We start from the raw sequence: 20560 nt of genomic DNA, 5'->3' as shown, positions 1-20560 counted from the left end.
CTCGGTGCAACAGGACACTGCCATGCAGTGTCCTGTCAACTCATTGCGGCACGGGCGTGATGACCGGCTTGCCGGCGAAATGCGCGGCCAGGTTGTTATAGGCGAGATCGGCCATGGCGGTGCGTGTGACCAGCGTGCCGCTAGCCATGTGCGGCGTTACCACCACGTTGTCGAGTGCCGCCAGGTCGGCCGGGATGTTGGGTTCGTTCTCGAACACATCCAGTCCTGCACCGGCAATCTTTCCATCCTTGAGTGCCTGCGTCAGGGCCGCCTGGTCCACCACCGAGCCGCGCGCCACGTTGATCAGGAATCCCTTCGGTCCCAGCGCCTCCAGCACCTCGGCGTTGACCAGTGCGCGGGTATCGGCGCCGCCGGGCGTGGCCAGTACCAGGAAGTCGACCGCTGCCGCCAACGAGGCGATATCGCCGAAATAGCGATACGGCACATCCTTTTGCGAACGGTTGTGATAGGCGATGTCCATGTCGAAGGCGGCGGCGCGACGGGCAATGGCTTCGCCGATGCGACCCAGGCCTACGATGCCCAGGCGCGCGCCGGTGACCTTGGTGGTGAACGGGAACGGGCCGTTCTTCCACTCGCCGCTGCGCGCAAAGCGATCGGCGCGCACCACATTGCGGGCCACTCCCAGCAGCAACGCCAGCGCCATGTCGGCGACGTCGTCGGTCAGCACATCGGGCGTATGGGTGACATGGATGCCGCGTTCGCGTGCGGCCGGCACCTCTACGCCGTCATAGCCGACGCCGAACACCGAGACGATCTCCAGCGCCGGGAAGCGCGCCATGAATTCACGCGGCACCTTGGCCTCGCCGTTGGCGGCGATGCCGCGCACCTGCGGCGCAATCTCGCGCAGTTGCTCTTCGCTCAGTCCATCGAGCAGGTTGTGGCAGGTGAAGTTGTCGTGCAGCAGTTGCATCAGGTGCTGCGGCAGGCGCGCCACGATCAGCACGGTCGGGCGGGAAGAGGCAGGTTGGCTCATGGTCGATGTCGTCGAAAACGGTGATGGGAGCGTAACGATAGTGGCTGCACGCCGACTGCGGGCTGAATCTTTTTCAACTGGGCTGGCGTGCCAGCCCATGTATTGCAGCCCATGTATTACAGCCCATGTATTACAGCCCATGTATTACAGCCCATGTATTACAGCCCATGTATTACAGCCTATGCATTACAGCCTATGCATTACAGCCTATGCATTACAGCCTATGCATTACAGCGCTTGCCAACCGCTGCCCAGCTCCTGCAGCACATTGACCGCTGGAACATCATCTTCCGGACTCAACGGCGGCAGTGCGCGCGGCTTGCGGCTTTCGTCGGTGGCCACGTAGGTGAGGGTGGCTTCGGTCACCTTGACGATCTCGGTCTGAAGGCGATTGCGCTCGGCGAAGACCTCGACGTTGACCGTGACCGAGGTGTTGCCGACCTTGACGATGTCGGCGTAGAAGGACAGCAGGTCACCCACGAACACCGGATGCTTGAACAGGAACGAGTTGACCGCCACGGTCGCCACGCGGCCATTGGCGCGACGGGTGGCGGGCAGCGAACCGGCGATGTCGACCTGGGCCATGATCCAGCCGCCGAAGACGTCGCCATGGATATTGGCGTCGGCCGGCATCGGCATGACGCGCAGTTGGGGCGCCTTGCCGGCGGGAAGTTGGGTGCGTGCGGTGCTGGTCATTGGTGTTCCTTCGAAAGCGTGAAGTCTTGCGGACTCTTATAATCCCTGTTTTGCGGGGTGATAGTTTATCGGATGTTGCCTGGATCGGTCGGTTTGTGCTCGCCTGGTTCAAGCTGTCCGGTTTCAGCCGCGTATTCAGCCGCTTATTTTCCTGTCATCTCATGCGCCGCCAATCAGCTCATCCTTCCGCATCCTCTGGTCCTCCTGCCCCGCGTTATCGCAGCGACTGGACCGTAATTCGTACCTTGTTGCCTTACCTGTGGACCTATAAGTGGCGGGTGGCAATGGCCCTGAGCTTCCTGGTCGGCGCCAAGCTGGCCAACGTCGGGGTGCCGCTGGTGCTCAAGCGGCTGGTCGACGCCATGACGGTTACGGCAACCCATCCGGCGGCATTGCTGGTGTTGCCGCTGGGTTTGCTGGCCGCCTATGGGGCGCTGCGGCTGGCGACCTCGGTCTTCACCGAGTTGCGCGAACTGATGTTTGCGCGGGTCACGCAGCGCGCGGTGCGCACCATCGCGTTGCAGGTGTTTCGCCATCTGCATGCGCTGTCGCTGCGCTTTCACCTGAATCGCCAGACCGGTGGCATGACGCGCGATATCGAGCGCGGCACGCGCGGCGTGTCGACCCTGGTGTCCTATACCTTGTTCTCGATCCTGCCCACCATCATCGAGATCCTGCTGGTGCTGGGTTACCTGCTGCTGCACTACGACATCTGGCTGTCGGTCATCACCGGCGGGGCGCTGGTGCTGTATATCGGTTTCACGGTGACGGTGACCGAGTGGCGTACCCATTTCCGGCGCACCATGAACGATCTCGATTCGCGCGCCAATACGCGCGCCATCGATTCGTTGATCAACTACGAGACGGTCAAGTATTTCGGCAACGAAGATTTCGAGGCGCGTCGCTATGACGAGGGCCTGCAGCGCTACGAGAGTGCCGCCGTCAAGTCGCAGAGCTCGCTGTCGCTGCTCAATACCGGCCAGTCGGCCATCATCGCCATTGCCGTCACGCTCATCCTGTGGCGCGCCACCGTGGGGGTGATGAACGGCACCATGACCCTGGGCGACATGGTGCTGGTGAATGCATTCATGATCCAGCTCTACATTCCGCTTAATTTCCTGGGGGTGCTGTATCGCGAGATCAAGCAGAGCCTGGCCGATATGGAACGATTGTTCTCGCTGCTGGAAGAAAACCGCGAAGTGGCCGACCGGGTCGGCGCCGCTGCGCTCAAGACCGACGGCGCGGCGCTGCATTTTGAGCATGTCGATTTCAGCTACGAGCGCAACCGGCAGATCCTGTTCGATGTCGACTTCGTGGTCCCGGCCGGCACCACCACCGCGGTGGTCGGGCACAGCGGATCGGGCAAGTCGACGCTGTCGCGATTGCTGTATCGCTTCTACGATGTCGATGGCGGCGCGGTGCGCATCGATGGCCAGGACCTGCGCAATGTGACCCAGGCGTCGCTGCGCCAGGCCATCGGCATCGTGCCGCAGGACACGGTGCTGTTCAACGACACAATTCAGTACAACATCGCCTACGGCAAGCCTGGCAGCAGCTTCGACGACATCGTGGCGGCGGCGCGCGCGGCGTACATCCACGACTTCATCGAGTCGCTGCCCGATGGCTATGCCACCATGGTCGGCGAGCGCGGGCTGAAGTTGTCCGGCGGCGAGAAACAGCGGGTGGCGATTGCCCGCACGCTGCTCAAGGATCCGGCCATCCTGATCTTTGACGAGGCCACCTCGGCGCTCGATTCGCGGGCCGAGCAGGCGATCCAGCAGCAATTGTCGGAGATCGCCCGAGAGCGCACCACGCTGGTCATCGCGCATCGATTGTCGACGGTAGTCGATGCCGACCAGATCCTGGTGCTGGAGCACGGCCGCATCATCGAGCGCGGCACCCATCCGGTGCTGCTGGCCAGGGGCGGGCAGTATGCGCAGATGTGGCAGCGCCAGCAGGCCAGCGCCGATGACGACGAGGGGTCGCCCCGGCCTGAACCGGGCGCGACGCCCGGCGCGCCCGAGGAACCGCGCGAGGCCAGCGTGCTGGTGCCGCCGACGGCGCGCTGAAGCCGCACGGCGCGGGTGCTGGCATTGCCGGCGGCGCTGCGGCACAATTGCTCCTTCGCGTGATTTAAAAGAACCAGAAACGGACGTGCAATGGAAAGCAAATGGCTTGAAGATTTCGTGTCGCTGGCCGAGACCCGCAGTTTCAGCCGCTCGGCCGAATTGCGCCACGTCACGCAGCCGGCGTTTTCGCGCCGCATCCAGTCGCTCGAGGCCTGGCTGGGCACCGACCTGATCGATCGCACCTCCTATCCGACCCGTCTTACGGCGGCCGGCGAAGTGTTCTACGAGCAGGCCGTCGAGATGCTGGGGCAGATCAACAACACCCGCGCCCTGTTGCGCGGAAAGCGGCCGACCGCCCAGACCACTGTCGATTTTGCCGTGCCGCATACGCTTTCGCTGACCTACATGCCGAAGTGGCTTAGTTCGCTGGAGTCCGGTTTCGGCTCGATCAATACCCGTCTCATCGCCCTCAACGTGCATGATGCCGTGATGACCATCGTCGAAGGCGGCTGCGACCTGCTGCTGTGTTATCACCACCCGCGCCAGCCGGTGCAGCTCGATGCCAGCCGCTACGACATGCTGACCATGGGCACCGAGACGCTGCGCCCGTATTCGCGCTGTGACCGCAACGGCACGCCCGACTACGTGTTTCCGGGCGGCTCGCGCGCGCCTTTGCCGTTTCTGTCGTACACCAGCAATGCCTATCTGGGGCGCATGGTGGAATTGATGATGGCCGACATCAAGCGCCCGTTGCATCTGGAAAAACACTACGAGACAGACATGTCGGAAAGCCTCAAGATGATGGCGCTGGAGGGGCATGGTGTGGCCTTCCTGCCCGAATCTTCGGTAGTGCGCGAGGTGCGCAACCGGCAACTGGCACGCGCCGATGGCGCCACCGCCGACTGGGAGGTCGAGATGGAAATCCGCCTCTATCGCGAGCGCCCGACGGCGCAACGCGCGGGCAAGGCGATCGTGGCGCGGTTGTGGGAATACCTGGTCGAGCAGGATCAAGCCCGCCAGGAGCGTCAAAAGGCAGCTGCCGGGCGAGGGCGGGGCGCCGATAAACGCGAATGACCAGGCAGGAAAGTGAGGGGTGAATCAGCTGTATGCGGCCAGCACAGGCTCTCTCGGATGGTTATGCGCGATATGCATAGTTGCATGCAGACAAAGCATTAGCCTTGGTACAGGCGGCTGGCTACGATGGCGTCGCTGATTTAGACGGCTATTTTCCCGTTGTTTTTCGCTGTTATTCGAGGTGGCTTCTGGTGGCATACTGTGCTGTGGCATTCGCCCTGGCGCTTGCCTGCCTGCGCGGCCATCGGCATCGGGGTTTTGCAACGTACTGAACAGCACGGCAAACCAAAGGAGCGATTGCATCATGTCGAACGTACCTAATCACGAAGTGCCTTCCTATCTTGTCCCGCACGGCATCGGCCCGTGGGGCGTCTACCTTGAGCAGATCGACCGCGTCACGCCCTACCTGGGCTCGCTGGCGCGCTGGGTCGAGACCCTCAAGCGTCCCAAGCGCATCCTGGTGGTGGATGTCCCCATCGAGCGCGACGACGGCACCATCGCCCACTTCGAGGGCTACCGTGTCCAGCACAATACTTCGCGTGGCCCCGGCAAGGGCGGCGTGCGTTTTCACCAGGACGTGACGCTGTCCGAAGTGATGGCCCTGTCGGCCTGGATGACGGTCAAGAACGCGGCGGTGAATGTTCCCTACGGTGGCGCCAAGGGCGGTATCCGGGTTGATCCCAAGACCCTCTCGCGGGGCGAGTTGATGCGCATGACGCGTCGCTACACCAGCGAGATCGGCATCATCATCGGGCCCAGCAAGGACATTCCGGCACCCGACGTCAATACCGATTCGCAGATCATGGCCTGGATGATGGATACCTATTCCATGAACCATGGCAGCACGTCGTCGGGCGTGGTCACCGGCAAGCCGATTTCGCTGGGTGGCAGCCTGGGTCGCCATGAAGCGACCGGTCGCGGGGTGTTCGTGGTGGGCTGTGAAGCCGCCGCCAAGCGCAATCTCGAGATCAAGGACGCCAAGGTTGCAGTGCAGGGTTTCGGCAACGTCGGCGGCATCGCTGCACGCTTGTTCTCGGAAGCCGGCGCGCGTGTGGTGGCGGTCCAGGATCACATCACCACCGTCTTCAATGCGGGTGGCCTGGATGTCGTCGCACTGCAGACCTACGTGGCGCAGAACGGTAGCGTGAAGGGTTTTGCGGGTGCAGACGAGATCACCGATCGTGCCCAATTCTGGTCGGTCGACTGCGACATTCTGGTGCCGGCTGCACTGGAACAGCAAATTACCGAAGCCAATGCCGGCCAGATCAAGGCCAAGATCATCCTGGAAGGCGCCAACGGCCCGACCACGCCGGCGGCCGATGACATCCTGCGCGACAAGGGCGTGCTGATCGTGCCCGATGTGATTGCCAATGCGGGTGGCGTGACCGTCAGTTACTTTGAATGGGTGCAGGACTTTTCGAGCTTTTTCTGGACCGAGGATGAAATCAACCTGCGCTTGACGCGTATCATGCGCGAGGCGTTTGCCGCCGTGTGGCAACTGTCCGAAGAAAAGAACGTGTCACTGCGTACTGCGGCCTTCATCGTGGCGTGTACCCGCGTATTGCAGGCGCGCGAAATGCGGGGCCTGTACCCGTAATCGACAGTTGTTCGGGCTTTCTGCAAGTACGACGGCACCTTAAGATCGTCGGCTTGCATCATGCAGTCAGGGAGGAGATGTGGTTGGTGTGCGCGCTCGCGTGCGCCGCGTGCTGGTCGCGCGTCGCACTTGCTGGATTGTTGCGGTGCTGGCATTCATGTGCCAGGCATCGCTGTCGGCGCATGCCGAGAGCACACTCGACAAGCTCCGCCGCACCAACACGCTGGTGGTCGCCTACTCCCCGCATCAATTCCCTTTCGTTAGTGTCGAAGATGGCCGGCCGGTCGGGTATTCGATCGACATCTGCCGCAAGATATCGGACGCCCTGCGTCGCGAATTGCGCCTGCCGCAGATGCAGGTGCGCTATCTTGAGGTGGACAGCCGGGGCCGCTTCGACGCCATTGCCGATGGCCAGGCCGACATCGAGTGCGGCACTACCACCAACAACGCGGCGCGCCGCGAGCGTTTCGCTTTCACCATTCCCCATTTCTTTACCACCACCCGTATGATGGTCCGGCGCGACTCGGGTATCCGCAGCTGGCGCGATCTGCGCGATCGGCGCGTGGTGGTGGTGCGCAGCAGTTCGGTGGTGCCCTATGCCAAGGCGCGTGACGCCTCCGGATTGCTCAATATCCATTGGAGCCAGCTCGATCGCGAAGCCGATGCCATGGCCATGCTGCAGCGCGCCGAGGTCGACGCCTATGCCGAGGATGATGTACTGCTGTATGCCTATCGCAGCATGGCAAGCGACCCGGCTGCGCTGGTGATCGTGGGGGAAGCGCTGTCGGTCGACCCCTATGCCATGATGATGCGCCAGGATCCGGCGTTCAAGGCGCTGGTCGATCGCGAGATGGTGCGCATGATTTCGACGCGCGAGATCCATGCCCTCTACCAGCACTGGTTCCAGGCGCCAGCCGGCGCCGGGCGGGTGGCGATGAATCTGCCGATGGGATACCTGTTGCGGGATTCGTTCAACTTCCCGACCGACAAGGTGGCGCAATAAGGGGTTATTGGTTTTCTGGCATGGATATTGCTGAAGTGGAAGGGTCGCGGCGGGGACTGCGGCAATCCGATATTGCAGGGCAGTCGATGCAATGAAAGCATTGTCGGCCTGCACAGAAATCGTTCGGGTAACATGCGCTTCGGTCCACCCGGGGCGCGGTCGACATGCATGTGCAAATGATGTTTATTGCGCACATGCGAGGCGTTCCGATGAAGAGTGCAGTGCAGAATGTCGGCAATGTCGTAAAATGCCGCCCGCCGACATGGTTGCCCAGAATTTCGCCAGGTCTGCAGGAACTGATCGTCTTGATGACGACAAGCCTGCGGGCAAGGATGAAACAAGCCAGCATAGATGTGGCTTTTATAACAAGAAGAGGCATGGCAAGAGGGCCAGCAGGCCTAAATCCCAAGGACGGCATAACTGTTTTTGGAATAGGGCTTTTGGTACACTACGTAAAATTTTTCCAGGAGGTCACACAATGAAGTTATTGAAGCTAGCAGGGGTTTTGGTCGGCGCGAGCGTGCTGATGGGTTCTGTTCACGCAGAAGAATTCACCGGCAGGCTCAAGAAGATCAAGGACAGCGGCACCCTGACGCTGGGCGTGCGCGATTCTTCGATTCCCTTCTCCTACCTTGACGACAAGCAGTCCTACCAGGGCTACTCGATCGACCTGTGCCTGAAGGCTGCCACCGCGATCCAGAAGAAGCTGGGCCTGACCGCGCTGAACATCAAGATGGTTCCCGTGACTTCCGCGACCCGCATCCCGCTGATCGCCAACGGCACCACCGACATTTCGTGCGACTCGGCTACCAACAATGAAGAGCGTTGGAAGCAGGTTGACTTCTCGGTGACCGAATTCGTGACCGCCAACAAGTTCCTGTCGAAGAAGGCCGCCAACCTGAAGACGCTGGACGACCTGAAGGGCAAGACCGTCGTCTCGACTTCCGGTACCTCGAACCTGAAGCAGATCACTTCGCTCAACGCCGAACGCAACCTGGGCCTGAACATCCTGGCTGCCAAGGACCACGCCGAAGCATTCCTGATGGTCGAAACCGGCCGTGCTGCAGCGTTCGTGATGGATGACATCCTGCTGTCGTCGCTGGCTGCCAACTCGAAGGCGCCTGGTGACTACCAGGTGTCGACCGAGGCGTTGTCGGTCGAGCCGTACGGCCTGATCCTGCCACGCGGCGACAAGCCGTTCAAGAAGGTGGTCGATGACGCGCTGACCGTGGTCTACACCGGCGACGACATCAAGAAGATCTATGGCAAGTGGTTCCAGGCTCCAATCCCACCGAAGGGCGTCAACCTGAACGTGCCGATGAGCCCGCAACTGCAAGCAGTGCTGGCAAAGCCGACCGACTCGTTCGATCCGGCCGCTTACGCTGCCGTGCCAGAAGCCCAAAAGGGCCAGGGCAAGAAGAAGTAAATCGGCCATTGGCCATGGCGCATGCAGCTGCTGCGCCATGCCATGCCTGATTTGACGAAACGGGGGCCTGTCCCCCGTTTTGTTTAACCGGACGCAATTGGTGTTGCCTTGACGTAACGCTTGCTGCCCGGTGTGACCGGAACATGCGGATGCGGCATTTGCCTGGTGACCGCGCCGCCATAACAGACTCGAAACGCAGACGAGGCCATTTATGCAATACAACTGGAACTGGGGAATCTTCTGGGAGATGTCTCCCGATGGGGTCCCCTACATCGATACGCTGATGGCGGGCCTGAAATGGACCCTCGCCACCGCGATCTTCGCCTGGATCATGGCGCTGGCCCTGGGCACCATCTTCGGTACCCTGCGCACGACCACCAAGCCGTGGGTGGTGCGCATTGCCAATGGCTATGTGGAACTGTTCCGCAATATTCCGCTGCTGGTGCAGATGTTTCTCTGGTACTTCGTGGTGCCGGAACTGCTGCCCGCGGCAATTGGCGACTGGCTCAAGAGCCTGCCCAATGCTTCGTTCGTGACTGCCGCCCTAGCGCTCGGTTTCTTTACCTCGTCGCGGGTCGCCGTGCAGGTGACCACCGGTATCCAGGCCTTGCCGCGCGGCCAGCGCATGGCAGGCGCCGCGCTTGGCCTGACGCCGACCCAGACCTATCGCTACGTGCTGCTGCCGATGGCGTTCCGGATCATCATCCCGGCCCTGACCAACGAGTTCGCCGCGATCATCAAGAACAGCTCGGTGGCACTGACCATCGGCCTGGTCGAGCTGACTGCTGCTACCTATTCGATGCGCGAGTTCACGTTCCAGACCTTTGAAGCGTTGACCGGCGCCACCGTCATCTATCTCATCATCTCCATCATTGCGCTGATGCTGGCGCGTCTGCTGGAACGAGTCACGGCTGTCCCTGGTTATATCTCCAGTGGTAGCTCCAGCGCAGGAGGGCATTGATCCATGTTCAGTAATTTCGACTTCGACGTCATCGAACGTTCGTGGTTCTATCTCTTCACGACCGGCCTCAAGTTCACACTGGTGCTGACATTCACGGCGATGGCCGGCGGTATCATCCTGGGCACGCTGCTGGCCATGATGCGCCTGTCGAGCAACAAGCCGCTGTCGTTCATCGCCACCACCTACGTCAACCTGATCCGCTCGATCCCGCTGGTGCTGGTGATCTTCTGGTTCTACTTCCTGGTGCCGTTCATCGGCGCGTGGATCATCGGCGCGTCCGAACCGATCCAGGTCGGGGCGTTCCAGTCGGCGCTGATCACGTTCATCCTGTTCGAGGCTGCGTACTATTGCGAAATCATGCGCTCGGGTATCCAGTCGATCCCGCGCGGCCAGGTGTTCGCCGGCTATGCGATCGGCATGAACTACTGGCAGATGATGGGCAACGTGGTGCTGCCGCAGGCATTCCGCAACATGACGCCGATCCTGTTGACGCAGACCATCGTGCTGTTCCAGGACGTGTCGCTGGTCTACGTGCTGGGTTCGGTGCCTGACTTCGTCACCAGCGCATCCAAGATTGCGCAGCGTGACGGACGCCTGGTCGAGATGTACATCTTCGTCGCGATCGTGTACTTCGTGCTCAGCTTCGGCCTGTCGCAACTGGTCAAGGGCTTCCAGAAGAAGATCGCCATCATCCGCTAAGCCACATGACGGCACCGGCCGCGGCGCGCGGCGGGTGCCAACGATTTCAGAAATTCAGGAGAAACAAATGATTGAACTCAATAACGTCAGCAAGTGGTACGGCAGCTTCCAGGTTCTGACCGACTGCTCGACCTCGGTCAAGAAGGGCGATGTGGTGGTGGTGTGCGGCCCGTCCGGTTCGGGCAAGTCGACCCTGATCAAGACCGTCAACGGCCTGGAGCCGTTCCAGAAGGGTGTCATCACCGTCGACGGCGTGTCGGTGGGCGATCCAAAGACCAACCTGTCCAAGCTGCGCGCGCGCATTGGCATGGTGTTCCAGAACTTCGAGCTGTTCCCGCACCTGTCGATTCGCGACAACCTGACCATCGGCCAGATCAAGGTGCTGGGTCGCAGCAAGGACGAAGCCACTGAAAAGGGCTTGAAGTACCTGGACCGCGTGGGCCTGCTGGCGCACAAGGACAAGTTCCCGGGCCAACTGTCGGGTGGCCAGCAACAGCGTGTGGCGATTGCGCGCGCGCTGTCGATGGACCCGATCGCGATGCTGTTCGACGAGCCGACTTCGGCGCTCGATCCCGAGATGATCAACGAAGTGCTGGACGTGATGGTGGGCCTGGCGCAAGAAGGCATGACCATGATGGTGGTGACCCACGAAATGGGCTTCGCCCGCAAGGTGGCCAACCGCGTCGTGTTCATGGACAAGGGCGTGGTGGTTGAAGATTGCGCCAAGGATGAGTTCTTCGCTGCGCCCCGTTCGGAGCGTGCGCGCGACTTCCTGGCCAAGATCATTACCCACTAAGCCGCATCGTCGAGCCTGGCGCCAGCCGGGCCCGGACAAGGCCGTTCCGTTTGCGCGGGCGGCCTTTTTTCATTTGTCCGACATCAAATGGGGGTGGCGCGGCAGCGGTGAAGGGGCGGCGGCTACGGTAGAATATCGGCCTTGAACAGCCGCAGTACGCCAACACAGACCAGAAAGACATCGCAATGCGCAACGAGATCACCATCACCCGCCCTGACGACTGGCATTTGCACCTGCGCGATGGCGCGACGCTGGCCGACGTGTTGCCGCATACGGCGCGCCAGTTTGCACGCGCCATCATCATGCCCAACCTGAAGCCGCCGGTGACCACCACCGCCTTGGCCGGGCAGTATCGTGACCGCATCCTCGCTGCACTGCCGGCTGGCATGCAGTTCGAACCGTTGATGGTCCTGTACCTGACCGACAATACCCCGCCCGACGAAATCCGCCGCGCCGCCGACAGCGGCTTCGTCAAGGCGGTGAAGCTGTATCCGGCCGGCGCCACCACCAATTCCGCGGCGGGCGTGACCGATCTGTCGAAGTGCTACAAGACGCTCGAAGTGATGCAGGAGCTGGACCTGCCGTTCCTGGTGCACGGCGAAGTGACCGATCCGGCGATCGACCTGTTCGACCGTGAAGCGGTCTTCATCGACCGCATCATGAAGCCGCTGCGTCACGCCATGCCCGAGCTGAAGGTGGTGTTCGAACACATCACCACCAAGGATGCGGCCGATTACGTGCTGGCCGGCGAGGGCCCCACGGCCGCGACCATCACGGCGCACCACCTGCTGTACAACCGCAACGAGATGTTCAAGGGCGGCATTCGTCCGCATTACTACTGCCTGCCGGTGCTCAAGCGCGAAACGCATCGCCAGGCGCTGGTCGCGGCGGCCACGTCGGGCAATCCCCGTTTCTTCCTCGGCACCGATTCGGCGCCGCATGCCAAGGGCCTGAAGGAACACGCCTGTGGCTGCGCTGGCTGCTACACCGCATTGCACGCGCTGGAGTTGTACGTGCAGGCGTTCGACCAGGTGGATGCGCTGGACAGGTTCGAGGCCTTTGCCAGCTTCAACGGCCCTGATTTCTACAACCTGCCGCGCAACCAGGGCAGCATCACCCTCAAGCGCGAAAGCTGGACCATTCCCGCCGAGCTGCCGATGGGCGACAGCACCGTGGTGCCGCTGTCGGCCGGCGAAGAACTCCAGTGGAAGATGCTCTGACCTGAATGAGGATTTGAACCAGCATGCAATTCATCGACCATTTGATTACCGATCTGGACAAGGCGCTGCGCGTGGTCAGTGGCGTGGTGTTCGAAAGCCGTCCCAATCCGGGCCGCGGCCTGGCTGACGGCGTCATGAGCGACGCCGAAAAGCGCCATTCGGCTGGCCTGATGCGTATCAATAACGTGGGCGAGGTATGTGCCCAGGCGTTGTACGATGCCCAGGGCCGGTTTGCCCAGAAGACGGAAATCAAGCAGCAGTTCGAGCGTGCCGGCATCGAGGAAGAAGACCACCTGGCGTGGACCGCGCAGCGGCTGCGTGAGCTGGGTTCGCGCACCAGCTTGCTCAACCCGCTGTGGTACGCCGGCTCTTATGTGCTGGGGACCATCGCCGCGCGGGTGGGCGATGCCCGCAATCTCGGCTTTGTGGCCGAGACCGAACGTCAGGTCGAGTTGCACCTGCTGAGCCATCTCGAAGAACTGCCGGCGCAGGACAACAAGTCGCGCGCCATCGTCGACCAGATGCGCGTCGACGAAATCGAACACGGCGAGGCGGCCAAGGCGCTGGGCGCGGCCCCCATGCCGGCGGCCATCAGCGGCGCCATGAAAGCCATGTCCAAGGTCATGACTTCGGTCGCCTATTACGTCTGATCGACGTCTTATTTCGGTGTTGGCAGCGGTGGCGGGGCTTCGGTCAGGTCGTCGATGATCTCGAAGGTGTGGGTCATTTCCGCAGTCTTCTCGAGCATGATCGAGGCCGAGCAATATTTCTCGTGTGACAACTTGATGGCCCGTTCGACCACATTGGCCTTCAGGTTGCGACCGCGCACGGTGAAATGGAAGTGGATCTTGGTGAACACCTTGGGGTCGCTGTCGGCCCGTTCCGACTTCAGGCTGACGTCGCAGCCGCGCACATCCTGGCCGCTCTTGCGCAGGATGACCACCACGTCATAGGCGGTGCAGCCGCCGGTGCCGGCCAGCAGCACTTCCATCGGACGCGGTGCCAGGTTGCGGCCACCGCCGTCTGGCGCGCCGTCCATCGTCACCAGATGGCCCGAGCCGGTTTCGGCCGTGAAGGTCATGCCGGACAAGCCGGTCCAGCGCACTGTGCATTCCATCTGCGTCATCCCAATGAGTGAAAAGAGGTGCGTATTGTAGCCAATGTCGGACAGCGCTGCGTTTGTGGCGCGCGCCTGCAGCCGATGTCGTTACGCCTTGTTGCGCTGCAGAACAATTCTTTGTGGAAATGCGAATACTCGACCGTGAAATTCATTGCTGAGTTGGTGTAATTCAACACTGTTGTGCTTTTCAGGTGATTTCTAAAAAAACTTAAAAACAATATTGCAACGCACAAAGGGCTTTGCTATATTGAATTCAACGGAAGTTTTGCAGCACGTACCATGTCTCCTCCACCCTCCTCATTGGTGTGGATTAAGCCCGGAACCTAAGCGTCCGGGTTTTTTTTGTCCGCGCGAAACGCAAGTTGCCACCCAGGGCGGCCTGCGCGCCACAGATAGTATGAAACCTTTTGACGCTAAGTCCTTGAAAAGGCTATAATTCTCGGCTTTCCCATGCGCTCGGGAAGATAAAAGGATGAGTCCGATCAAACCGATGGCCTGTAAAACGGTCGTCACGATTGAACGGAACCGCCATTTGAGCGTTTATTTTCATTATGAAAGTCAAACATGAAGACCTTTTCCGCTAAAGCACATGAGGTGCAGCGTGAGTGGTTCGTGATTGACGCGACGGACTTGGTCCTCGGACGTGTTGCCAGCGAAGTGGCACTCCGACTGCGCGGCAAGCACAAACCCGAATTTACTCCGCACGTCGATACCGGTGATTTCATCGTTGTCGTCAATGCTGGCAAGTTGCGCGTCACCGGCACCAAGGCCACTGAGAAGACCTACTTCCGTCACAGCGGCTATCCGGGCGGCATCTACGAAACGAATTTCCTGAAGATGCAACAGCGTTTCCCTGGCCGTGCGCTGGAGAAGGCTGTCAAGGGCATGCTGCCCAAGGGCCCACTGGGCTATGCCATGATCAAGAAGCTGAAGGTGTATGCAGATGGCAACCATCCGCACTCCGCTCAGCAACCGAAACCCCTCGCGCTCTAAGGAACAGACATGATCGGTAACTACAATTACGGAACCGGCCGTCGCAAGAGTGCAGTGGCTCGCGTTTTCATCAAGACCGGCTCGGGCAAGATCGTCGTCAACGGCAAGCCTGCCGCCGAGTACTTCTCGCGTGAAACTGGCCTGATGGTGATCCGTCAGCCGCTGGAACTGACCGGCAACGTCGAGCGCTTTGACATCATGGTCAACGTGCACGGCGGTGGCGAGTCCGGCCAGGCTGGTGCCGTTCGTCACGGTATCACCCGCGCCCTGATCGACTACGATGCAGCCCTGAAGCCGACCCTGTCGAGCGCTGGCTACGTCACTCGTGACGCGCGTGAAGTTGAACGTAAGAAGGTTGGTCTGCGCAAGGCACGTCGCGCAAAGCAATTCTCGAAGCGTTAATCTGCACGATACGCTGTACAGAAAGCCGCCTGGTGCATGCCAGGCGGCTTTTTGCTTTGGGGCCAGGCAATTATTGCTGTGGTGCTGATTGCAAATAACTCCCCATCGAAAACCGGCAGGAAATATTCTCCTGCTAAAATTGGCGGCTTTCTGGAGTTCCTTCGGGACGGGCTCCACTTCGCCTCTATTGCAAGGACTAGACATGATCAAGGTTGGTATCGTCGGCGGCACTGGTTACACCGGCGTCGAATTGCTGCGTATTTTCGCCACGCACCCGCAAGTCACGGTGCAATCCGTCACCTCGCGCAAGGAAGACGGCTTGCCGGTGGCCGAGATGTATCCCTCGCTGCGCGGTCGCGTCGATGTGGCTTTCTCGTCGCCCGACAAGGCCAAGCTCACCGATTGTGATGTTGTCTTCTTCGCCACCCCGCATGGTGTGGCCATGGCGCAGGCGCCCGAACTGGTGGCCGCCGGCGTGAAGGTGATCGACCTGGCTGCCGACTTCCGCATGCAGGATGTGGCCTCGTTCGAAAAATGGTACAAGCTGCCGCATAGCTGCACCGACCTGCTCAAGGAAGCCGTCTACGGGTTGCCTGAGCTGAACCGCGAGGCCATCCGCACGGCACGTGTCATCGGCAATCCCGGCTGCTATCCCACCACCATGCAACTCGGTTACGCGCCACTGCTGAAAGCGGGCGTGATCGACGCCTCGCAACTGATCGCCGACTGCAAGTCGGGCGTGTCGGGCGCAGGCCGCAAGGCCGAATTGCCCTTGCTGTTCTCCGAGGCATCCGACAATTTCAAGGCCTATGGCGTGTCGGGACACCGCCATTCGCCCGAGACCATCGAGCAACTGTCGCGCCTGACCAGCGACAAGGTCGGCCTGATCTTCACGCCGCATCTGGTGCCGATGATCCGCGGCATGCATTCGACCCTGTATGCGCGCCTGAACCGTGACATCGACAACGCTGCATTGCAGGCCCTGTTCGAGGATGCCTACAAGGACGAGCCATTCGTCGACGTGCTGCCGTTCGGCTCGCACCCCGAAACCCGTACCACGCGCGCCTCCAACATGCTGCGCCTGGCCGTGCACCGGCCTGACAACGGCAACACCGTGGTGGTGCTGGTAGTGCAGGACAACCTGGTCAAGGGGGCATCCGGGCAGGCCGTGCAGTGCATGAACCTGATGTTCGGCCTCGACGAAACGACCGGCCTGCAGCAGGTCCCGGTCCTGCCGTGAAGTACCGGCTATGGCAGCGGCGCCTGACGATCTCGGCGCCCAAGATGACCATCAAGCGGCATCTGCCGTGGCCGCTGCTGGCGCTGCTGTGGACCGTGGCGCTGGCCGTTGCGGTCGCCGTCGCGGTCTGGACCTATCAACTGGGCAGCCGTGCCTTGCCTGGTCTGGAGGGCGATAGCGGCGAGCAGGTCGAGGTTCTGTCGGAGCAGGTCAAGAAGCTGTCGGCCGAAAACGAGCGCTTGCAGAGTTCGGCGAATGCTTCCCAGAACGAACTCAAGATCGCCCAGACGGCGCAATCGCAGCTGGCCGTGCAGGTCAAGAACCTGGAAGCCGAGAACAACCGGCAGAAAGAAGACCTGGCCTTCTTCGACAGCCTGTTGCCGACCAACCTCGGGGTGCCGGGCATCACCATCCAGCGCTTCAAGGCTGAGCTGGCCGGACCAAGCCAGGTGCGTTATCGTGTACTGGTGATGCAGGGCGGTGCTGCTACGCAGCAATTTGCAGGCAATTTACAGGTCAGTATCACGGTTTGGCAGGCGGGCAAGAGTGCTATTATCAATTTCCCGGAGACCAATTCAACCGATCTGGCGCGCTATAGACTCGCATTCAAGTACTACCAGCGGGTTGAAGGTGTGGCGAATTTGCCGGAGGGTGCGACCATCAAGTCGGTTGCAGTTCGTGTTCTCGACCGAGGCCAGGTACGTGCCCAGCAGTCGGTGGATCTGTGAGGTGATTCAATGTTCGGACGCAAGACAAAAAGTACCATCGACAGCCTGATCGGCGTGTCGACCGCGATCAAGGGCGATGTCGGTTTCAAGGGCGGCCTGCGCATTGACGGCCAGATCAACGGCAATATCAATGCCGAGAGCGGCCAGCCCAGTGTGCTGGTCATTTCCGAGCATGCCAAGGTGGTGGGCGAGGTCCATGCCGCGCATCTGATCGTCAACGGCGAAATCATCGGTGACGTGCATTCGTCGGAACTGCTTGAATTGCAACCGAAAGCCCGCATAACGGGTAATGTGTATTACAAGGCGTTGGAAATGCACGGAGGCGCGCTGGTCTCCGGCAAGCTCAGCCATGACCAGGTGAGCGAAACGCCGTTGCTGAAGCTGGCTGCGTCGGCCGAAGCATGAAAATCCTCCAGCGCTTATAATGCAATCCATTGCCCAAGCAGGAGCCAGAAATGAACGCCGTAGCCGAACTGCAACATACCGAAATGCCTACCCCGATCGCTTTCAGCGACAGCGCCGCCGCCAAGGTTGCGCAACTGATCGATGAAGAGGGCAATCCCGACCTGAAACTGCGTGTCTTCGTGCAAGGCGGCGGTTGCTCCGGTTTCCAGTACGGTTTTACCTTCGATGAGATCGTCAACGAGGACGACACCACGATGTCCAAGAATGGCGTGCAACTGCTGATCGATTCGATGAGCTACCAGTACCTGGTCGGCGCCGAGATCGACTACAAGGACGACCTCGAAGGCGCACAGTTCGTGATCAAGAATCCGAACGCCTCGACCACTTGCGGTTGCGGCTCGTCGTTTTCAGTTTGATGCCGATATGCCGGGCGGCAGGTCTGCACGGCCGGTCGCATTGAAGTCGGATAAAAAAAGGGGCGCCATTTCGATGGCGCCCCTTTTTATTTGTGCTCGCTGCTGGTCAATGCTCAATGCTCATTGACCAGCGATCAGCACTTAGCAATCAGCCCAGTTCGGTGAATGCCTTGGCCGCAATGGCGATGGTTTCATCGATGATGGCGTCATCGTGGCGGGCCGACACGAACCCTGCCTCGAAGGCCGACGGCGCCAGATAGACGCCCGCGTCCAGCATCTTGTGGAAGAAGCGGTTGAAGCGCTCCTTGTCGCCTTGCATCACCTCGGCATAGCTGGTGGGCACTGCCTGCGCGAAATACAGGCCGAACATGCCGCCCACCGCATCTGCGGTGAAGGTAACGCCGGCCTGGCGGGCGGCGGCAGTCAAGCCGTCGGTCAGCTTCTTGGTCTGGCGTCCCAGGTTTTCGTAGAAGCCCGGCTGCTGGATGATCTTCAGCGTGGCCATGCCAGCGGCCACGGTGACCGGGTTGCCCGACAGCGTTCCCGCCTGGTAGACCCCACCCAGTGGCGACAGGTGACGCATGATCTCGGCGCGCCCGCCAAAGGCCGCTACCGGCAAGCCGCCGCCGATCACCTTGCCCAGTGCGGTCAGGTCCGGGGTAATGCCGTTGAGTTGCTGGGCGCCGCCCAATGCCACGCGAAAACCCGACATTACCTCGTCGAAAATCAGGATGGCGCCGTGCTGGGTGCACAGCCGTCGCATCGCCTGCAGGAATTCGTCACTGGCGCGCACCAGGTTCATGTTGCCGGCGACCGGCTCCACGATCACGCAGGCGATCTGGTCGCCGGCTGCCTTGAAGGCTTCTTCCAGCTGCTGGGTATTGTTGTAGTCCAGCACCAGGGTGTGCTTGGCAAAGTCTTCGGGCACGCCGGCCGAGGTCGGATGGCCGTTGGTCAGCATGCCGCTGCCGGCCTTGACCAGCAGCGAATCGCCGTGACCGTGGTAGCAACCCTCGAATTTGACGATCTTGTCGCGGCCCGTGGCGCCGCGCGCCAGTCGCAGCGCACTCATGGTGGCTTCGGTGCCGCTCGAGACCAGGCGCACCTGCTCGATCGAAGGCACCAGCTTGACGATTTCTTCGGCCATCACGATCTCGGCCTCGGTCGGTGCGCCGAAGGACAAGCCGCGCGTTGCCGCCTGCTGTACCGCCAATACCACATCCGGATGGGCATGGCCGACGATGGCCGGGCCCCAGGAACCGATGTAGTCGATATAGCGCTGTCCTTGCGCGTCCCAGAACCAGGGGCCTTCGGCGCGCTCGATGAAGCGCGGCGTGCCACCTACCGAGCGGAATGCGCGCACCGGTGAGTTGACGCCGCCGGGGGTGCTGCGTTGCGCGCGCGCAAATAAGGATTCGTTGGTGTTGGTTGCCATGTGTGTTCCAGTTACAGGGTGTGGTTTCTCAGTTCGACTCGCGCGGCTCATCGGCCTCGCGTGCCCAGAAGTAGCGATCGGGGACCAGTTTTCCCATGCCCAGGCGTTGCGCATTGCCCAGCGCTGCCAGGGTGAATTCCTGCGCCTCGGCGACGGCCTGGGGCACTTCCAGTCCGTTGGCCAGCATCGCCGCGATGGCGGCCGACAATGTCGCGCCGGCGCCGGTGAACGAGCCTGGCAGACGCGCCCGGGTGTCCTGGCGCACCAGGCCGGAGGCGTCGAAGAGCGAGTTGGCGACTTCTTGCAGGTCGGTCTGGGTATTGGTCACGAACAGGTATTCGCAGCCCATCTCGATGATGCGTGCAGCGTCCAGCGCGAGCGCTTCGCCCGGCACCGGTTCGCGCCAGGTCTCGGCCAGGCGGGTCAACTCGCCGGCCGACACCAGCACCAGGGTAGTCTGCGGAATCAACAGCTCGCGGATGGCAATGATGAGGTCTTCTTCTTCCTCCTGGCCGGCCAGGGAAGAGGTGAAGGGATCGAGGATCAGCGGCACGTCGGGATAATCGGAAACGATTTCGGCGATCACCGAGATGTTCTCGAGGCTGCCCACCGTGCCGACCTTGAATGCGGCCACCGCCATGTCTTCGAGGATGACGCGGGCCTGGTCGGCCACCCAGTCGACATCGATCACCTGCACGTCTTCGGTGCGGGCGGTGTCGCCGATGAGCAGGGAGGTCACCACGGACAAGCCGTGGCAACCCATGGCCGCGAAGGTGGCAAGGTCTGCCTGGATGCCGGTGGCGCCTACCGGATCGGCCGCGCCGAAGGTCAGGATAAGAGGGGAGGTTTGGTTTTGCACGTCGAGTAGATTAAGATATCGTGTTTGGCGCTTGCTTCCTGATGAAGCGATGCCAAGCATTTTACTTGAATTGATTTGAGGGATAGTCAGCCGTGAGCAATAGCCAAGCCGAATTCAAAACATGGATGTGCCTGATCTGTGGTTGGATCTACGATGAAGAAGCCGGTCTGCCGGAAGAGGGCATTGCGCCTGGTACACGCTGGGACGACGTACCCATCAACTGGACTTGCCCAGAGTGTGGCGCCCGCAAGGAAGACTTTGAAATGGTCGAAATCTGAGATAACGCATCAATCCTGCGGCGGCGTGACGACTTCACCCGCCGCGGCAAGTGCTGCTGGTGATCTAATGTCGCCAGGGGCCGCTGCCATCCCTTTCTTCCGGCCATCAGGTTGGATCCGACGCCCGGCTTGATCTGCATCAAGCGGCG

The 20560-nt window shown here is 61.1% G+C and carries 22 protein-coding genes; 17 read left to right on the top strand and 5 right to left on the bottom strand.

From position 1 onward, the window contains the following. Positions 1–40: 40 nt before the first annotated feature. A complete protein-coding gene (locus LBW87_RS22810) occupies positions 41–994 on the bottom strand; it encodes a 2-hydroxyacid dehydrogenase (protein WP_225203770.1) in 954 nt (317 codons plus the stop codon). Between the two features lie 228 nt (positions 995–1222). Beyond that, positions 1223–1690 (bottom strand): acyl-CoA thioesterase, encoded by a 468-nt coding sequence (locus tag LBW87_RS22805; RefSeq protein ID WP_225203769.1) that lies wholly within the window; start codon positions 1688–1690, stop codon positions 1223–1225. Positions 1691–1851: 161 nt separating this feature from the next. Between LBW87_RS22805 and LBW87_RS22800 the strand changes: the two genes are divergently transcribed. From LBW87_RS22800 to coq7, 10 genes are all read left to right on the top strand, one after another. Then, positions 1852–3759: an ABCB family ABC transporter ATP-binding protein/permease gene (locus LBW87_RS22800; RefSeq protein ID WP_225203768.1), complete on the top strand. Its 1908-nt coding sequence runs from the start codon at positions 1852–1854 to the stop codon at positions 3757–3759. A gap of 90 nt (positions 3760–3849) precedes the next feature. Beyond that, the gene (locus LBW87_RS22795; protein WP_225203767.1) at positions 3850–4833 is read left to right on the top strand and encodes a LysR family transcriptional regulator; all 984 of its coding nucleotides are present in this window, start codon (positions 3850–3852) and stop codon (positions 4831–4833) included. A 304-nt stretch (positions 4834–5137) separates the two neighbouring features. Beyond that, complete coding sequence (locus LBW87_RS22790; RefSeq protein WP_225203766.1) at positions 5138–6430, top strand: Glu/Leu/Phe/Val family dehydrogenase; 1293 nt, start codon at positions 5138–5140, stop codon at positions 6428–6430. Positions 6431–6509: 79 nt separating this feature from the next. After that, positions 6510–7433 carry an amino acid ABC transporter substrate-binding protein gene (locus LBW87_RS22785; protein WP_225203765.1) on the top strand — a complete coding sequence of 308 codons (924 nt, stop codon included), beginning with the start codon at positions 6510–6512 and terminating at the stop codon, positions 7431–7433. A gap of 478 nt (positions 7434–7911) precedes the next feature. Further along, positions 7912–8859: an amino acid ABC transporter substrate-binding protein gene (locus LBW87_RS22780; RefSeq protein ID WP_225203764.1), complete on the top strand. Its 948-nt coding sequence runs from the start codon at positions 7912–7914 to the stop codon at positions 8857–8859. 211 nt (positions 8860–9070) lie between these two features. Continuing rightward, positions 9071–9820 (top strand): amino acid ABC transporter permease, encoded by a 750-nt coding sequence (locus LBW87_RS22775; RefSeq protein WP_225203763.1) that lies wholly within the window; start codon positions 9071–9073, stop codon positions 9818–9820. A gap of 3 nt (positions 9821–9823) precedes the next feature. Next, positions 9824–10519: an amino acid ABC transporter permease gene (locus LBW87_RS22770; RefSeq protein WP_225203762.1), complete on the top strand. Its 696-nt coding sequence runs from the start codon at positions 9824–9826 to the stop codon at positions 10517–10519. A gap of 67 nt (positions 10520–10586) precedes the next feature. Then, a complete protein-coding gene (locus LBW87_RS22765; protein ID WP_225203761.1) occupies positions 10587–11315 on the top strand; it encodes an amino acid ABC transporter ATP-binding protein in 729 nt (242 codons plus the stop codon). A 185-nt stretch (positions 11316–11500) separates the two neighbouring features. Then, positions 11501–12535 (top strand): dihydroorotase, encoded by a 1035-nt coding sequence (gene pyrC / locus LBW87_RS22760; RefSeq protein WP_225203760.1) that lies wholly within the window; start codon positions 11501–11503, stop codon positions 12533–12535. Positions 12536–12558: 23 nt separating this feature from the next. Then, positions 12559–13185: a 2-polyprenyl-3-methyl-6-methoxy-1,4-benzoquinone monooxygenase gene (gene coq7 / locus LBW87_RS22755; RefSeq protein ID WP_225203759.1), complete on the top strand. Its 627-nt coding sequence runs from the start codon at positions 12559–12561 to the stop codon at positions 13183–13185. 8 nt (positions 13186–13193) lie between these two features. Here the strand turns inward: coq7 and LBW87_RS22750 are convergent, their stop codons facing one another. Beyond that, on the bottom strand, positions 13194–13652 hold the full coding sequence (locus LBW87_RS22750) for an OsmC family protein (RefSeq protein ID WP_225203758.1): 459 nt from the start codon (positions 13650–13652) through the stop codon (positions 13194–13196). 567 nt (positions 13653–14219) lie between these two features. Here LBW87_RS22750 and rplM point away from each other — a divergent pair. The 6 genes from rplM (at position 14220) to erpA (ending at position 17839) form a co-directional block, all read left to right on the top strand. Beyond that, on the top strand, positions 14220–14648 hold the full coding sequence (gene rplM / locus LBW87_RS22745; RefSeq protein WP_006461967.1) for a 50S ribosomal protein L13: 429 nt from the start codon (positions 14220–14222) through the stop codon (positions 14646–14648). Between the two features lie 9 nt (positions 14649–14657). Beyond that, positions 14658–15050, top strand: a complete 393-nt coding sequence (gene rpsI, locus LBW87_RS22740; protein WP_008116057.1) for a 30S ribosomal protein S9 — start codon at positions 14658–14660, stop codon at positions 15048–15050. A 202-nt stretch (positions 15051–15252) separates the two neighbouring features. After that, positions 15253–16290, top strand: a complete 1038-nt coding sequence (argC, locus tag LBW87_RS22735; protein ID WP_225203757.1) for an N-acetyl-gamma-glutamyl-phosphate reductase — start codon at positions 15253–15255, stop codon at positions 16288–16290. Positions 16291–16313: 23 nt separating this feature from the next. Continuing rightward, on the top strand, positions 16314–17018 hold the full coding sequence (locus tag LBW87_RS22730; RefSeq protein ID WP_225203794.1) for a DUF6776 family protein: 705 nt from the start codon (positions 16314–16316) through the stop codon (positions 17016–17018). Between the two features lie 9 nt (positions 17019–17027). Next, positions 17028–17423 (top strand): bactofilin family protein, encoded by a 396-nt coding sequence (locus LBW87_RS22725; protein WP_225203756.1) that lies wholly within the window; start codon positions 17028–17030, stop codon positions 17421–17423. Positions 17424–17473: 50 nt separating this feature from the next. Continuing rightward, positions 17474–17839 (top strand): iron-sulfur cluster insertion protein ErpA, encoded by a 366-nt coding sequence (erpA, locus tag LBW87_RS22720; protein WP_225203755.1) that lies wholly within the window; start codon positions 17474–17476, stop codon positions 17837–17839. 148 nt (positions 17840–17987) lie between these two features. Here erpA and hemL read toward each other — a convergent pair whose 3' ends face one another. Continuing rightward, complete coding sequence (gene hemL, locus LBW87_RS22715; protein WP_225203754.1) at positions 17988–19274, bottom strand: glutamate-1-semialdehyde 2,1-aminomutase; 1287 nt, start codon at positions 19272–19274, stop codon at positions 17988–17990. A 28-nt stretch (positions 19275–19302) separates the two neighbouring features. Continuing rightward, complete coding sequence (thiD, locus tag LBW87_RS22710) at positions 19303–20133, bottom strand: bifunctional hydroxymethylpyrimidine kinase/phosphomethylpyrimidine kinase (RefSeq protein WP_225203753.1); 831 nt, start codon at positions 20131–20133, stop codon at positions 19303–19305. 125 nt (positions 20134–20258) lie between these two features. Here thiD and LBW87_RS22705 point away from each other — a divergent pair, with 125 nt between their 5' ends. Next, a complete protein-coding gene (locus LBW87_RS22705; protein WP_225203793.1) occupies positions 20259–20411 on the top strand; it encodes a rubredoxin in 153 nt (50 codons plus the stop codon). Positions 20412–20560 lie beyond the last annotated feature (149 nt).

Origin of the sequence: Herbaspirillum sp. alder98 (assembly GCF_020179755.1) — a bacterium.
Taxonomy (GTDB): Bacteria; Pseudomonadota; Gammaproteobacteria; order Burkholderiales; family Burkholderiaceae_D; genus Herbaspirillum.
This window is presented reverse-complemented; position numbering and strand designations above follow the sequence as displayed.